The organism is Sodalis sp. RH15, assembly GCF_047324255.1.
Lineage (GTDB): Bacteria > Pseudomonadota > Gammaproteobacteria > Enterobacterales > Enterobacteriaceae > Acerihabitans > Acerihabitans ligni.
Genome location: NZ_CP178738.1, coordinates 3,358,721 through 3,372,353, shown reverse-complemented (window position 1 = coordinate 3,372,353; position 13,633 = coordinate 3,358,721). Strand labels below are relative to the sequence as shown.

The 13,633-nt window shown below is 59.9% G+C and carries 12 protein-coding genes and 2 pseudogenes; 13 read left to right on the top strand and 1 reads right to left on the bottom strand.

The features are described 5' to 3' along the window. The first annotated feature begins 32 nt into the window (after positions 1 to 32). The 7 genes from cobS to ACL2XO_RS15330 all read left to right on the top strand — a co-directional run bounded on the left by cobS (position 33) and on the right by ACL2XO_RS15330 (position 6,785). Entirely contained in the window at positions 33 to 782 is a 750-nt protein-coding gene (gene cobS, locus ACL2XO_RS15360) for an adenosylcobinamide-GDP ribazoletransferase (protein WP_132927740.1), read from the top strand. Positions 783 to 798: 16 nt separating this feature from the next. Further along, entirely contained in the window at positions 799 to 1,398 is a 600-nt protein-coding gene (locus ACL2XO_RS15355) for an adenosylcobalamin/alpha-ribazole phosphatase (protein ID WP_413740989.1), read from the top strand. A 20-nt stretch (positions 1,399 to 1,418) separates the two neighbouring features. Beyond that, positions 1,419 to 2,474: a nicotinate-nucleotide--dimethylbenzimidazole phosphoribosyltransferase gene (gene cobT / locus ACL2XO_RS15350; RefSeq protein ID WP_413740988.1), complete on the top strand. Its 1,056-nt coding sequence runs from the start codon at positions 1,419 to 1,421 to the stop codon at positions 2,472 to 2,474. Between the two features lie 299 nt (positions 2,475 to 2,773). Further along, positions 2,774 to 3,316, top strand: a complete 543-nt coding sequence (locus ACL2XO_RS15345; RefSeq protein WP_132921521.1) for a winged helix-turn-helix transcriptional regulator — start codon at positions 2,774 to 2,776, stop codon at positions 3,314 to 3,316. Between the two features lie 9 nt (positions 3,317 to 3,325). Beyond that, positions 3,326 to 4,408: an HlyD family secretion protein gene (locus tag ACL2XO_RS15340; protein ID WP_413724501.1), complete on the top strand. Its 1,083-nt coding sequence runs from the start codon at positions 3,326 to 3,328 to the stop codon at positions 4,406 to 4,408. A gap of 44 nt (positions 4,409 to 4,452) precedes the next feature. Beyond that, positions 4,453 to 5,997 carry a DHA2 family efflux MFS transporter permease subunit gene (locus ACL2XO_RS15335; protein ID WP_413743067.1) on the top strand — a complete coding sequence of 515 codons (1,545 nt, stop codon included), beginning with the start codon at positions 4,453 to 4,455 and terminating at the stop codon, positions 5,995 to 5,997. A 200-nt stretch (positions 5,998 to 6,197) separates the two neighbouring features. Continuing rightward, the gene (locus ACL2XO_RS15330; protein WP_132921524.1) at positions 6,198 to 6,785 is read left to right on the top strand and encodes a TetR/AcrR family transcriptional regulator; all 588 of its coding nucleotides are present in this window, start codon (positions 6,198 to 6,200) and stop codon (positions 6,783 to 6,785) included. A 9-nt stretch (positions 6,786 to 6,794) separates the two neighbouring features. Here the strand turns inward: ACL2XO_RS15330 and ACL2XO_RS15325 are convergent, their stop codons facing one another. After that, a complete protein-coding gene (locus tag ACL2XO_RS15325; RefSeq protein WP_132921525.1) occupies positions 6,795 to 7,988 on the bottom strand; it encodes a TCR/Tet family MFS transporter in 1,194 nt (397 codons plus the stop codon). 138 nt (positions 7,989 to 8,126) lie between these two features. Here ACL2XO_RS15325 and ACL2XO_RS15320 point away from each other — a divergent pair, with 138 nt between their 5' ends. The 6 genes and pseudogenes from ACL2XO_RS15320 to ACL2XO_RS15295 all read left to right on the top strand — a co-directional run. Further along, positions 8,127 to 8,765 carry a TetR/AcrR family transcriptional regulator gene (locus ACL2XO_RS15320; protein ID WP_413740987.1) on the top strand — a complete coding sequence of 213 codons (639 nt, stop codon included), beginning with the start codon at positions 8,127 to 8,129 and terminating at the stop codon, positions 8,763 to 8,765. 22 nt (positions 8,766 to 8,787) lie between these two features. Next, complete coding sequence (locus ACL2XO_RS15315) at positions 8,788 to 9,693, top strand: NADP-dependent oxidoreductase (RefSeq protein ID WP_413740986.1); 906 nt, start codon at positions 8,788 to 8,790, stop codon at positions 9,691 to 9,693. Positions 9,694 to 9,834: 141 nt separating this feature from the next. After that, complete coding sequence (locus tag ACL2XO_RS15310) at positions 9,835 to 11,019, top strand: MFS transporter (RefSeq protein WP_413740985.1); 1,185 nt, start codon at positions 9,835 to 9,837, stop codon at positions 11,017 to 11,019. 80 nt (positions 11,020 to 11,099) lie between these two features. Further along, entirely contained in the window at positions 11,100 to 12,431 is a 1,332-nt protein-coding gene (locus tag ACL2XO_RS15305; protein ID WP_132921529.1) for an LLM class flavin-dependent oxidoreductase, read from the top strand. A gap of 91 nt (positions 12,432 to 12,522) precedes the next feature. Then, positions 12,523 to 12,834 (top strand): annotated as a pseudogene (locus ACL2XO_RS15300) (helix-turn-helix domain-containing protein); the annotation flags it as partial. Positions 12,835 to 13,258: 424 nt separating this feature from the next. Continuing rightward, positions 13,259 to 13,591, top strand: a pseudogene (locus ACL2XO_RS15295) (helix-turn-helix domain-containing protein); the annotation flags it as partial. Positions 13,592 to 13,633 lie beyond the last annotated feature (42 nt).

Below are 13,633 nucleotides of genomic sequence, written 5' to 3'. Positions count from 1 at the left end.
TGCAAAAACATAGACATACCGGGGGCGGTGCAATGAAACAGCTTTTTGCCGCCATGCAGTTTCTGACGCGCCTGCCGGTGCCGGCGCGCTGGACGGCGGACCTGCCGCTCAGTTCCTATGCCCGCGGCGTCATGTGGCTACCGGTGGTGGGGTTGATGGTGGGGACCCTGTGCGCACTGGTCTTCATCCTGGCCCAGCGCCTGTTCGGCGCGCCGGTGGCGGCGTTCCTGACGGTTATGGCCAACGCCATGGTGACCGGCGCCTTTCATCTCGACGGACTGGCGGATACCTGCGACGGCATTTTCTCGGCGCGCAAACGCGAGCAGATGCTGGAGATCATGCGCGACAGCCGCATCGGCACCAACGGCGCCCTGGCGTTGATTTTTTCCGTCGGACTGCGCACCGTGGCCCTGGCCTCCCTGGCCGGGCATCCCCTCGGCGCTCTGCCCTTTATTATCGCCGCCCCGGTTATCAGCCGGGCCTTGATCACCGTACTGATGTATCGCCAGCGTTATGCCCGCGAGAACGGCCTCGGCAATGTCTATATCGGTAAAATCAGCGGTGAATCCTTCGCCCTGACCCTGCTCATCGGCATGCTGCTGACCCTGCTTATCGCCGGTCTCACCGGCGCCCTGGCGGCGCTTATCGCGGCGGCGCTGTCTTTTATCTATCGCGCCAAAATCAACCGTACCCTGGGGGGCCAGACCGGCGACACCCTTGGCTGCGGCGTCGAGCTGTTTGAATGGCTGTTTTTACTGGCCGCGCTGGGGGTCATGGCATGAACGGGGGAAGAGCGGCATGAATCTCTATCTGGTACGGCACGGCGAGACCCAGGCCAATTACGATGGGGTCTACTGCGGCCTAAGCGATCTTCCCCTGACGCAGAACGGGCGCTGGCAAGCGCAGCATGTGGCCTGGCAACTCGCCGAGGTGCCGTTCGAGATGATAGCCGCCAGCGCCCTGAGGCGCACCAGGGAAACGGCGAACATCCTGCGCCCGCATCTGGAGCCGCAATGTTCCCCGGAGTGGAATGAAATGGCCTTTGGCGAGTGGGAATTGCGCCACCACCACGATTTGCGCCGGGAAGACCCGGAGCGTTATCGCGCCTGGTGCGATGACTGGCGGCATACCGTTCCCCCCGGCGGGGAAGGTTTTCAGGAGTTCTCCCGCCGGGTTGTTGACGCCACCGCGCGTCTCACCGGCGAACAGGCCGGCAATATTCTGTTGGTAGCGCACCAGGGCGTGTTGAGTATTCTGCTGGCCACCTTGCTGGGACTCCCCCCCGACGCCATGTGGCACTTTCGCTTTCGTCAGAACGCCTTTAGCCAGGTCACCCTGACGGACGGATTTTGCGTATTGACATGCTTAAACGACAGCGGCCGGAAAACCGCCCCTTAACCGTTTTTTCAGGAGATATCATGAACACACTGCAACAGGTTATCGATGCCATCAGGCCGCTGGATACCGGCGCAATGGCGGCGGCGCAGCAACGGCTGGACGGTTTGCTGAAACCTCCCGGCAGCCTTGGCCGCCTGGAGCAGCTGGCCGTGCAGCTGGCGGGCATCATGGGCGACCGTCCGCTGCAGTTTGACCGCAAACAGATCATGGTGATGATTGCCGATCACGGCGTCTATGAAGAGGGCGTCGCCATTTCGCCGCGTATCGTCACCGCTATCCAGGCGGTGAATATGGTGAAAGGCATTACCGGAGTGTGTGTGCTGGCGGCCAATGCCGGCGCGCAGGTCACGGCGGTGGATTTAGGTATCGACAGCGATCTTCCGCTGCCCGGTTTGATTGACCGGCGCATGGGCCGAGGCAGCGGCAATATCGCCGCCGGCCCGGCCATGAGCCGCGATGAAGCGGAAAAGGTCCTGGAGATCGGGGCGGCGCTGGTGTCAGAGCATGCGTCTCGGGGCGTAAGCCTGTTCGGCGTCGGCGAGCTGGGCATGGCCAATACCACGCCGGCCGCGGCGCTGGTCAGCGTTCTGGCCGGCGCCGCGGCGGGTGATGTGGTGGGGCGCGGCGCCAATCTGCCCGTAGCGCTGCTGCAACACAAAATCGACGTGGTGGAACGGGCCATCGCCGTCAATCGTCCCGACCCCCGGGACGGCGTCGACACACTGGCGAAGGTAGGCGGATATGATCTCGGCGGCATGGCCGGCGTTATGCTGGGGGCCGCCGCCGAAGGGCTACCGGTTATCCTGGACGGATTCTTGTCCTATGCCGCCGCGCTGGTGGCCTGCCGCATCGCGCCTCTGGCGCGCGCCTATCTGATTCCTTCCCACCTGTCCGCCGAAAAGGGGGCGAAAATCGCCCTGGCGCAGCTGGATCTCCGCCCCTATCTTGATCTTGAGATGCGCCTGGGTGAAGGCAGCGGCGCAGCCCTGGCCATGAACCTGGTGGATGCCGCCTGCGCCATGTACCACAACATGGGCACCCTATCGGCCAGCGAGATCGAATTGCCGGCCAAATAACGCCCATGGCGGCCCAGGCCCGCGAGCATCGCTCGTGCAATGAGCCTGTTAAAGGGAGACCGTGGCAATGGGGTCGAAGCCGCCGTCCAGCGGCGGCCGGAGTACCCCATGCCAGGGTAGGCCCGCTATCTTCCATCGTGCAACGAGCCTGTTAAAGGGAGACCGTGCCCTCACAAACCTCATTTCATCCCCCATCCCCGATAAATTTCTCGCCAATTTAAATATGACTTGCATCTTGATAGTAACTTCGCCTACATTACTATCAACTTGATAGTGACTAACCACCGGAGCCGCGGCTCATGAACAAAACCGATTTCAGCGATATGCCTTGCCCCGTTGCCAAAAGTTTGGCCAGAGTCGGGGAGTGGTGGAGCATCTTAATCCTGCGTGATGCTTTCTACGGCCTTACGCGCTTTTCCGAATTCGAAACCAGCCTGAACATCGCCCCCAACATGCTGACCCGCCGGCTCAATGATCTGGTGGAAAACGGCCTGCTGGAGCGCAAACCCTGCAGCGAGACGCCGACCCGCTTCGAGTACCACCTGACGGACGCCGGCAAAGATTTCCGGCCGGTTATCTGGGCGCTGGTGGCCTGGGGCAACGCGCATTTTTCACCGGAAGGAGCGGCGTCGGTACTGGTTAACCGCCATACCGGCGTGCCGGCGCAGCCGGTTCTTATCGATGCGAATACCGGCGAAAAAATCACCTCCGAAAACTATCGGGTAGGGCCGGGGCCGGCAGCCAGCGAACAAATGCGCTACCGCATGGATTTCCTGCGTTTAAAGCAGGAAGCCGGCAATGAAAACCTGCGTTTCAACCCGCCCGCTAAAGCCGATGCTTAAGGATTATTCATGACCACTCCCCAAAACCAACCGGACGAACAGGAACGCCGTCCCAAAAAGCGCCACAGGCTGACCGTGGGATTGACGGTGGCCGGCGCGGTAATTCTTTTGGGTTATGGCTATTATTGGTGGACCCAGAGCCGCTTCGTGGAAAGCACCGACGACGCTTATGTCGGCGGCGATATCACCACCATCAGCGCCAAGGTGGCGGGGTATGTTGCCAATATTGCCGTCACCGATAATCAGGCGGTGCGGGCCGGCGAACTGCTGCTCCAACTGGACGATCGCGACTACCGGGCGGAACTGGCCAAGGCGGAAGGGGAAATAGCCGCCCAGCAGGCGGCCCTGGTGAATCTTGCCTCTACCCGCAGCCTGAAGGAAGCGCTGGTTGAGCAGGCACGGGCCACCATCGCCGGCGACGACGCGCAGATCCAGCGTACCCGCGACGATCTGGCGCGGTATAAAACATTGCAAAAGGGCGAGGCCGTCTCGGTACAAAGCCTGCAAAAAGCCGAAGCCGATTTTCGGCAAGCGGTAGCGGACGGGCAGCAGGCACAGGCGGTTTTACTGGCGGCCCAGCGCCAGCTGTCGGTTATCGACAGCCAGAAAGGACAGATACTGGCCGCCTTGGATCAAGCCACGGCCGGCCGCGATCTGGCCAGGCTGAATCTGGAATACACCCAGATCCGTTCCCCCATTAACGGCGTGGTGGGTAACCGCCGGGCCAGACTGGGGGCTTGGGCCGGGGCCGGCAGCCAATTGCTGGAAATCATCCCGGCGCGGGGGCTGTGGGTAGACGCCAATTTCAAAGAAGATCAGCTCGGGGAGATGCGGCCGGGGCAGCGCGCCACCGTGCGGGCCGATATCCAGCCGGGGCGGCTGTTTCACGGTACGGTAGCCAGCCTGGCGCCGGCCACGGGCGCTCAGTTCAGCGTCCTGCCGACGGAAAACGCCACCGGCAATTTCACCAAAATCGTCCAGCGGGTGCCGGTACGCATCACGCTGGATAAAGACGACGGCACGCTGGGACTCTTGCGGCCCGGCCTGTCGGTGACCGCCGCTATCGACAGCCGCGGCACGGAGCGTCCATGAGCGACGCCGCCCTGTCGTCCGCCGTCGCGGCGCTGCCGGCAGGCATGACGCTGCCGGGCAGGATATTCGCCTTCTCCACCATGTGCGTCGGTATGTTTATCGCCCTGCTGGATATTCAAATCGTCTCCGCCTCCCTGAAGGATATCGGCGGCGGATTATCCGCCGGCACTGATGAAACCGTCTGGGTGCAGACCGCCTACCTGATTGCCGAGATTATCGTGATCCCCCTTTCCGGCTGGCTGGCGCACGTCATGTCCACCCGCTGGCTGTTCAGCGTCTCCGCCATCGGATTTACCCTCTCCAGCCTGCTGTGCGGCTGGGCCTGGAATATCCAGAGCATGATCCTGTTCCGCGCCATGCAAGGATTTCTCGGCGGCTCGATGATTCCGCTGGTCTTTACCACCGCCTTTATCTTTTTCTCCGGCAAGCAGCGGGTTTTCGCCGCCGCCACCGTCGGCGGCATTGCGTCGCTGGCCCCGACCCTGGGGCCTACGGTAGGGGGCTGGATAACCGACAACTATTCCTGGCACTGGCTGTTTTTTATCAATCTGCTGCCGGGAGCCTTTGTCGCGGTGGCGGTTCCGCTGATGGTCAGAATCGACCGGCCCAATCTCTCCCTGCTGCGGGGCGCCGATTATCCGGGCATGGTATTGATGGCCGTCAGCCTGGGCTGTTTGGAATACACTATGGAAGAGGGGCCGCGCTGGGATTGGTTCAGCGACGGCACCATTACCGCCACCGCCTGGATTTCCGCCGTAGCGGGGATACTGTTTATCTGGCGTTCACTGGCCTTTGCCCGGCCGATTGTGGATTTACGGGCGCTGAAAGAACGAAATTTCGCCCTCGGCTGCTTTTTTTCCTTTATCGCGGGCCTCGGCATCTTCGCCACCATCTACCTGACGCCGCTCTTTCTCAGCCAGGTCAGGGGATACAGCGCCCTGCAAATCGGCCTGGCGATATTTTCCACCGGCATTTTCCAGATCCTGTCCATTCCGGTGTACTCCTATTTCGCCAACCGCGTGGATCTGCGCTGGCTGCTGATGTTCGGTCTGGCCTGTTTCGCCTTTTCCATGTGGAATTTCATGCCCATCACCCATGACTGGGGGGCGAGGGAACTGTTGATCCCTCAGGCGTTTCGCGGCATGGCGCAGCAGTTTTCCGTCGCCCCGGTGGTGACACTCACGCTCGGCAGCCTGGCTCCGGAGCGGCTGAAAATGGCCTCGGGATTATTCAACCTGATGCGCAACCTGGGGGGAGCCATCGGTATCGCCTGGTGCGCCACCTTATTGAACGATCGCACCAACCTGCATTTTTTCCGGCTGGCTGAATACCTTACCAAACCCAATGAGGGGATGAACACGCTGCTGGACACCCTGTCCGCACGGTTTATCGGACTCGGCTATGATACGTCATCCGCCGCCACCGCCGCGCTGCAGCAGCTCTGGTCACTGACCTACCGCGAAGCGCGCACCTTGACCTTCGGCGACACGTTTATGGCCATCATGATCTGCTTTATGATTGCCACCGCCATGGTGCCGCTGATGCATAAAATCGGCAAACCCGCCGCGCCGTCCTCCGCTGCGCACTGATAACGTCTATGGCGGCCGCGGGTACCGGATAAAGCTGCCGTGGCGTTATCGTCGGCGTCCCTGCCACATAAGACCGGCCGGTTGTGACCGAATGGGCTGTCTACCCGGCCGGATGTGGCAGAACGGGCTGCCTGCTCTTGCTTAATCCGGCCGGCCGTACTTATAATCGGGCCGTATTTGTTTGCAAGAGACGTTAACCCATGGCAAAACCAAGCGTACGCGACAAGATTGTCGACGCCGCACTGGACCGGTTCCACACCCTCGGCTTCAGCGCATGCAGCGTGCAGGATATCGTGGATACCGCCGGGGTGCCGAAAGGTTCGTTTTATAATTATTTTAAAGCCAAAGAGTTGCTGGCCCTTGAGGTTCTCAGCATCTACGGCAAGGATTGCAATCGACAGATACTTTCCGACACCGCTTTGCCCCCCATCGATCGATTACGCGGCCATTTCGAATTTATGGCCGCCCATTACGCCGAGTTCGGCTATGAAAAAGGGTGCTTAATCGCCAATCTCGCCGCCGAAATGTCCGATAATACCCCGCTATTACGCCAGGCCATCGGCCAGTCATTGGAAAAATGGACCGCGCAAGTGGCCGCTACCCTGCATGAAGGGCAACTGGACGGCAGTATCGTTCCTACTCTCGACGCGGAAAAAATGGCCCGGTTTCTCATCAACAGCTGGGAAGGGGCGGTGGTGCGCATGAAAATCGTCCGCTGCCGGCAGCCGCTGGAAGATTTCTTCGCCGTGGCCTTTCCGCTGCTGCTGACCCGGCCGGCGGCATCCTGATACCACGCGTTATAGCGTTGGGACCTCTGCCGGCTTCTTAAAGCGCAAGCCGAGCACGAGGGGCACAATGACAGCGTAAACGACGACGACCGATAGCCAGATCGCGCCGGGCCATTGTTCCCTGACGGTAAAATAGATGCTTGCGAACGCCAGTGGGCACAGGATCGAGGCCAGGCTCACGGCCGATGCCAGCACGCCCTGAAACTGGCCTTGCCGGCTCTCATCAACCTGTCGGGTCGCCAGGGATTGCAGGGCCGGCGCGCCAATGCCGCCGAGGGCGAATAGCGGCATGATAGCGAAAATTATCCAGCTCTCGGTGGCAAAGGCCATGACTATCAGGGCGATGCACGTGCTGGCGACGCCGGTCAAAATGGCCGCGCGTTCCCCCAGCAGCTTCACCGCAGGGCCGGGTAGGAACGCCTGGGCAAGCGTCTGGCAGACACCGAAGGCGCCGAGTGAAAGGCCGATCCAACGTCCGTTCCACTGAAAGGTGTCGCTCCCCCATAGAGCCCAGCAGGTACCGTAGACTTCGCCGGTGGCGCTGAACATGAAAAAGATGATGGCGACGGGCAACAGGCTTTTTTCCGAGAACACCCAACGCAGCGGCCGCAGAGGGTTCAGCGCCGCCAGATTGATTTTCTCCCTGGTAGGCGTGCGCGATTCCGGCAGCATGAATATTGCCAGCAGGAGATTACAGGCATTCACCGCCGCCGCCGCAATAAAGGGTAGCCGCAGCCAATAGTCGCCGAGGACGCCGCCGAGGACCGGACCGATGATGAAGCCTATGCCGAACATAGCGTTAAAAAGGCCAAAGCGGCGCGCGCGCTTATCCTCGGAGGAAATATCGGTGATGTAAGCGGTCGCCACAGAGATGTTGGCACTCGTCAGGCCGGCAATGGCGCGGCCAAGCAGCAGCATCCAGAGATGGGGCGCAAAGGCCAGTACCAGATAGTTGACGGCCGCGCCGGCCAGCGAGATCAGGAGCACCGGGCGCCGGCCGAGCCGGTCGCTGAGCGAACCGAGCACCGGTGCGAAAATGAACTGCATCACCGCATAAAGGGCCGTCATAATCCCAATGTAGAGCGCCACGTTTTCAGCGTGAGTCACGCTCTGCAGCAGCGAAGGCAAAATCGGAAAGATAAGGCCGATGCCGACGGCATCCAAGACAATGGTCGTGAAGATAACGATAAGCGGTTTGTTCATAGCGATCCTGGATAGATGGGAGCATGCGGCGCCGCTGGGGAGCCCCCTGACATAAATATCAACTTGTTCTCCTATAGGTATTTTAATATACTTGATACCAATTTATACTGAGTATAAAAATATGCCATCAGGAGCATCATGTCAATGCCATCCGACCGTCGATCCCGCAAGCGCCTCGCCACACGACAGGGTATCTCCATTGTCGCCACGCGTCTTTTCCTTGAGCGGGGCTTTGATCATGTGACGGTAGACGAAATCGCGGCAGCCGCCGACGTCGGAAGAATGACGGTATTCAATCACTTTCCCCGCAAGGAAGACATGTTCTTTGATCGCGACGAAGAGGGCCGCGAAATCCTGCGCGACGCGCTGCGCCAGCGCGATCTTAGCGTCACTCCCATCGAGACGTTACGACTGCTCGCGCATCGGCTGGTCGCGGAACAGAGCCCTTTGGTCAGGTTTACCGCCGCAGGTCAAGGTTTCATCGAAACCATCGAGGGCAGCGAAATCCTTAAGGGCCGGGCCAGGGCGATACGTGACGAGCTCGCGCAAGAGGTTACGGCTGCGCTATCCGAATGCGCAGGGCGGGAATCTACCGACTCCGACGCCCGGTTGGCGGCCGGCCTGCTCTTGGCGACGTGGACCGTGGCCTTTATCCAGGCTCATCGGACCTTTCGACGGGAGCGGGATACAGCGCAAGCTACAGCCGTCTTTCTCGCCATTATTGATCAGGGCACCGCCGGCGTGAAAGCGGCAATGTCAGGCACGCCCTACGCCTGAGCAGGCAACTTAGGAGTTTTTCATGAAAGCAGTCCAATTTAGTGAATATGGCGGTCCCGAGGTTCTGCGGGTGGTGGACGCGGTTGAGCCCCATGCAGGTCCAGGACAGGTGCGGATTGCCGTCCGGGCTGCCGGGGTCAATCCTTCGGACGGGTTGAAGATTCGGGCCGGCCGCTGGCGGGACAGGCCGATTCCGCTTCCTTCCGGTGTCGGGGTTGAGGGGGCAGGCATAGTGGATGAAGTGGGCGCGGGCGTCATAGACGTTGCCATTGGCGACGCCGTCTTCGGCTACGGTATCAACACGATGGCGCAATACGCGGTGCTGACACACTGGGCCCGCAAGCCCGACTGCCTGCCGTTCGACGCGGCGGCGGGGTTCCCGGTGATCGTCGAAACGGCGACGCGCATTCTCGCCCAGGTCGGAATAAAGCCCGGCGAGACGCTTTTGGTGAACGGCGCGGCCGGCGGCGTTGGCTCCGCAACGATCCAGCTCGCGCGTTACCACGGCATCACCGTGATAGGGACTGCGAGCGCCCCTAAGCATGATTACCTGCGCGGGCTCGGCGCCATCCCGACCACCTATGGGCCGGGTCTCGTTGAACGGGTGGGGAAACTTGCGCCCACCGGCGTCAATGCCGCCCTTGATCTCGCGGGATCGGGCGTTATACCGACGCTTATCGCCCTGGTGCGAGACCCTTCCCGCGTCCTCTCCATCGCCGATTTTACCGCGCCGCAATACGGCGCACAGGGATCTTTCGCGGCCCAGAAAAATCCTGAGCGGGTCTTGGCCGAGGCAGGGCGGCTTTATTCGGCAGGGGCTTTCCGCGTGGCCCTGGAAAAAACGTTCCCGCTCACACAGGCCGCAGAGGCGTACACACTTAGCGCCGCGGGGCATGTCACGGGCAAAATCGTGATAACCCTACCTTAGATACCCTCGCTATTCCCGATCATGAAAAATAATACGGTCGGTCATATTTTTATTGACGATAATAATACGCACATCCATACTGATTATCCTTATTCACATATTTTTAACCCTGCCGGATATCTTGGCATGACGGGAAGGATAATGATGCTTGGACAACGGGCCAGTTTTTGGGTCGCGGCGGCGGTTGTGGCGCATACCATATGGACCAGTGCGGCCCCGGCGATGACATACCCGCTGTATGCCGTCGAGTGGGGGCTGAATACCACCCAGACCGCCGCCATTTTCGCCATTTATCCCATCGTCGTGGTGGGCATGCTCATCTGTTTCGGCGATATATCCGATTATATCGGGCGCCGTACCACCATGCTGCTCGGCTTGGCCGCATCATTCCTGGGGGTCATGCTGTTTGCCGTCGCCCCGGATTTGTTATGGATTTACATTGGCCGTGGGTTTATGGGCATCGGCGTCGGCCTCTCGGCCGGACCGGCCACGGCGGCCATGATTGAATTCAGCGCGGCCGGCCAGGCCAAAAAAGCCAGCGCCATCACCACGGTAGCGCAGTCCGCCGGACTGGCCCTGGCCACCCTTATCGGCGGGGCGCTCATCGAATACGCTCCGTTGCCCACCCGGCTGAATTTCTGGCTGTTACTGGTGATTATCGCCCTGATTTTCGGCGCCGCCTGGTTTTTACCCCGGCACACCAGCGCTGAGGCGAAGGGACGTTGGCGGCCGAAAACCCCCGCCATCCCCCGCGAACTGCTGCCGGTGTTTATCTCATCGGCGGCGGCGGTGTCCAGCGCTTATGCCATCGGCGCCCTGGGCTTGTCCCTGGGGGCGCAGATTGCCCGCGACCTGATAGGCTCCGGCAATGTCCTGTTGAACGGCGCCACCCTCGCTGTATTCGCCTTCTCTTCCGGCGCAACCGGGCTGGTGGCCAAAGGCCTGGCGTCCCGCCCGGCCATTACTCTGGGCGTGGTGGCTTCCGCCAGCGGTATGGGCCTGCTGGCCTGGTCCGTGGCGGAACACTCCCTGGCGATATTTATGGCTTTCCTGATGATGGCGGGTATGGCGTACTGTCTTATGTTCATGGGCGGGCTGGGTCTTATCAATATGTACGCGCCCACCCATCATCGCGGCGGAACGCTTTCGGCCCTTTATCTGGTGGCGTATTTGGTGCAGGGCGGTTTCGCGCTGACGCTGGGTTCGGTGGCCGCCCATTGGAGCCTGGCCACGGCCATTGACGCGGGCGCCGTCGTTATTTTGCTGGTCAGTCTGTTCGGCGTTTTTTCCGTGCTGCTCGGTGCCCGGAGGCGGGCGCTGGCCTGACGGTTCGGACAGACGGTCAGCTAACCCCAGGGTTTATCGCTGGCAATTGTTAACCAAGGCCCGTGAACAGAGGTGATGTTATGGATTCATCCCGTCAATTACATCTGGGCGCCTTCATGCGCCCGGTGAGTATTCATACCGGCGCGTGGCGTTATCCCGGCGCGTATCCGGACGCCAATTTCAATTTCCGCCACCTGCGGGACTTCGCCCTGCGATTGGAAGCGGCCAAATTCGACGCCTTTTTCATGGCCGATCATCTCGCGGTGCTGAACATGCCGCCGGACGCCTTGAAACGCAGCCATACCGTCACCTCGTTTGAACCTTTTACCCTGCTGTCCGCACTGGCTGGAGCCACGGAAAAAATCGGCCTGGTGGCCACGGCCTCCACCACCTTTGACGAGCCTTTCCATATCGCGCGCCGTTTCGCTTCCCTGGATCATCTCAGCGGTGGCCGGGCGGGCTGGAATATCGTCACCACCGCCAATCCCGACGCCGCGCTGAACTTCGGCTATGAAAGCCAGATGGATCACGACGCGCGCTATGAGCGCGCCCGGGAATTTTACGATGTGGTAACCGGGTTATGGGACAGTTTCGCCGACGATGCCTTTTTATGGGACGTGGAGCAGGGTATTGTTTTTGATCCCCGGCGCATGCACGTGTTAAATCACAAAGGCGAGTCTTTTTCGGTGCGCGGCCCGCTGAATATCGCCCGGCCGGTACAGGGCTGGCCGGTTATCGTCCAGGCCGGCGCGTCCGAAGCCGGTCGCCGGCTGGCGGCCCAAACCGCTGAGGTGATATTCGGCGCCGAAGCGTCATTAACCGGCGGCAAGGCATTCTATGCCGATATCCATCAGCGGATGGCGGCGCTCGGCCGCGATCCCCGCTCGCTAAAAATCCTCCCGGCCGCCTTTGTGGTGGTGGGGGATACGGTGGCCGATGCCCAGGCAAAACGCGCCCATTTGGACAGCCTGGTGCATTACGACAGCGGTATCGGCTCGCTGAACGGTATGCTGGATTATGATGTCTCCGGCTATGATCCGGACGGCCCGCTGCCGGATATTCCTGCCACCAATACCAGCAAGAGCCAGCAGCAGCGCATCCTCGATCTCGCCCGCGCAGAACACCTGACTATTCGCCAACTGGCGCAAAAAGCCGGCAGCTATGCCGGGCTGGCATTTGTCGGCACCCCGCAGACCATTGCCGATGAGATGGAGCAATGGCTGACGGAGGAGGGGTCAGACGGCTTTAACGTTATGTTCCCCTACTTGCCGGGAGGGTTGGAGGACATGGTGGAGCAAGTGGTGCCGGAACTGCAGCGGCGCGGTATTTTCCGCCGAGATTATACCGGCACGACCCTGCGGGATCACCTCGGATTAGCGCGTCCGGAAAACGCGTTTTTTCAGCAGAAGTGAAAATATTATCGTTCGTTAATAAAAAGAAGTTGACTATCAATACGACCGGTCATATTGTTAGTACATCATTATCTTTTGCGGAGAAATCGCGATGAATCAGGACGTCATAATTCGAGACTTACAGGACTGGCTGGAAAATAATCTGGATAAGTCCTTATCGTTGGATGAAGTCGCCGCAAGATCGGGTTATTCAAAATGGCATTTGCAGCGGATGTTCCGCAGCGTTACCGGCAATGCTTTGGGCTCCTATATCCGCACCCGACGCCTTTCACGGGCGGCGACCGAGCTTGGCCGGCAGGATCAGAGCATCCTGGATATCGCATTGCAAAGCGGCTTTGATTCCCAGCAGTCCTTCAGCCGGGCCTTTAAGCGGCAGTTCAGCCAGACCCCCGGCGCCTACCGGTCGCAGATGGCTTACCCTAGCTATCCCTATGGTGAATATGCCGACGGCAGATATGCGGACAAGAAGGCCAAGAACAAGATTGGCAGTCGGGAACCGCAGCCGGTGTGGTAACCATAGGCGCTTAGATAATCTGGAAATTACAAATTTTCTGATACACATTTTTTAACCCGAAAAACATGGCATGACAGGGACAGCAATGATACGTGGACAACGGAGCAAGGGGTGCCGGAACTGCAGCGGCGCGGTATTTTCCGCCGGGATTATACCGGCACGACCCTGCGGGATCACCTCGGATTAGCGCGTCCGGAAAACGCGTTTTTTCAGCAGTAGTGAAAATATTATCGTTCGTTAATAAAAAGAAGTTGACTATCAATACGACCGGTCATATTGTTAGTACATCATTATCTTTTGCGGAGAAATCGCGATGAATCAGGACGTCATAATTCGAGACTTACAGGACTGGCTGGAAAATAATCTGGATAAGTCCTTATCGTTGGATGAAGTCGCCGCAAGATCGGGTTACTCAAAATGGCATTTGCAGCGGATGTTCCGCAGCGTTACCGGCAATGCTTTGGGCTCCTATATCCGCACCCGACGCCTTTCACGGGCGGCGACCGAGCTTGGCCGGCAGGATCAGAGCATCCTGGATATCGCATTGCAAAGCGGCTTTGATTCCCAGCAGTCCTTCAGCCGGGCCTTTAAGCGGCAGTTCAGCCAGACCCCCGGCGCCTACCGGTCACAAATGGCTTACCATAGCTATCCCTATGGTGAATATGCCGACGGCAGATATGCGGACAAT

Bases quoted from the DNA above. Each gene is read 5' to 3' on its own strand.
- ACL2XO_RS15345 (WP_132921521.1), top strand. From the start codon at position 2,774: ATGAACAAAACCGATTTCAGCGATATGCCTTGCCCCGTTGCCAAAAGT.
- cobS (WP_132927740.1), top strand. From the start codon at position 33: ATGAAACAGCTTTTTGCCGCCATGCAGTTTCTGACGCGCCTGCCGGTG.
- ACL2XO_RS15310 (WP_413740985.1), top strand. From the start codon at position 9,835: ATGATGCTTGGACAACGGGCCAGTTTTTGGGTCGCGGCGGCGGTTGTG.
- ACL2XO_RS15330 (WP_132921524.1), top strand. From the start codon at position 6,198: ATGGCAAAACCAAGCGTACGCGACAAGATTGTCGACGCCGCACTGGAC.
- ACL2XO_RS15340 (WP_413724501.1), top strand. From the start codon at position 3,326: ATGACCACTCCCCAAAACCAACCGGACGAACAGGAACGCCGTCCCAAA.
- ACL2XO_RS15355 (WP_413740989.1), top strand. From the start codon at position 799: ATGAATCTCTATCTGGTACGGCACGGCGAGACCCAGGCCAATTACGAT.
- ACL2XO_RS15325 (WP_132921525.1), bottom strand. From the start codon at position 7,988: ATGAACAAACCGCTTATCGTTATCTTCACGACCATTGTCTTGGATGCC.
- ACL2XO_RS15305 (WP_132921529.1), top strand. From the start codon at position 11,100: ATGGATTCATCCCGTCAATTACATCTGGGCGCCTTCATGCGCCCGGTG.
- ACL2XO_RS15335 (WP_413743067.1), top strand. From the start codon at position 4,453: ATGACGCTGCCGGGCAGGATATTCGCCTTCTCCACCATGTGCGTCGGT.
- cobT (WP_413740988.1), top strand. From the start codon at position 1,419: ATGAACACACTGCAACAGGTTATCGATGCCATCAGGCCGCTGGATACC.
- ACL2XO_RS15320 (WP_413740987.1), top strand. From the start codon at position 8,127: ATGTCAATGCCATCCGACCGTCGATCCCGCAAGCGCCTCGCCACACGA.
- ACL2XO_RS15315 (WP_413740986.1), top strand. From the start codon at position 8,788: ATGAAAGCAGTCCAATTTAGTGAATATGGCGGTCCCGAGGTTCTGCGG.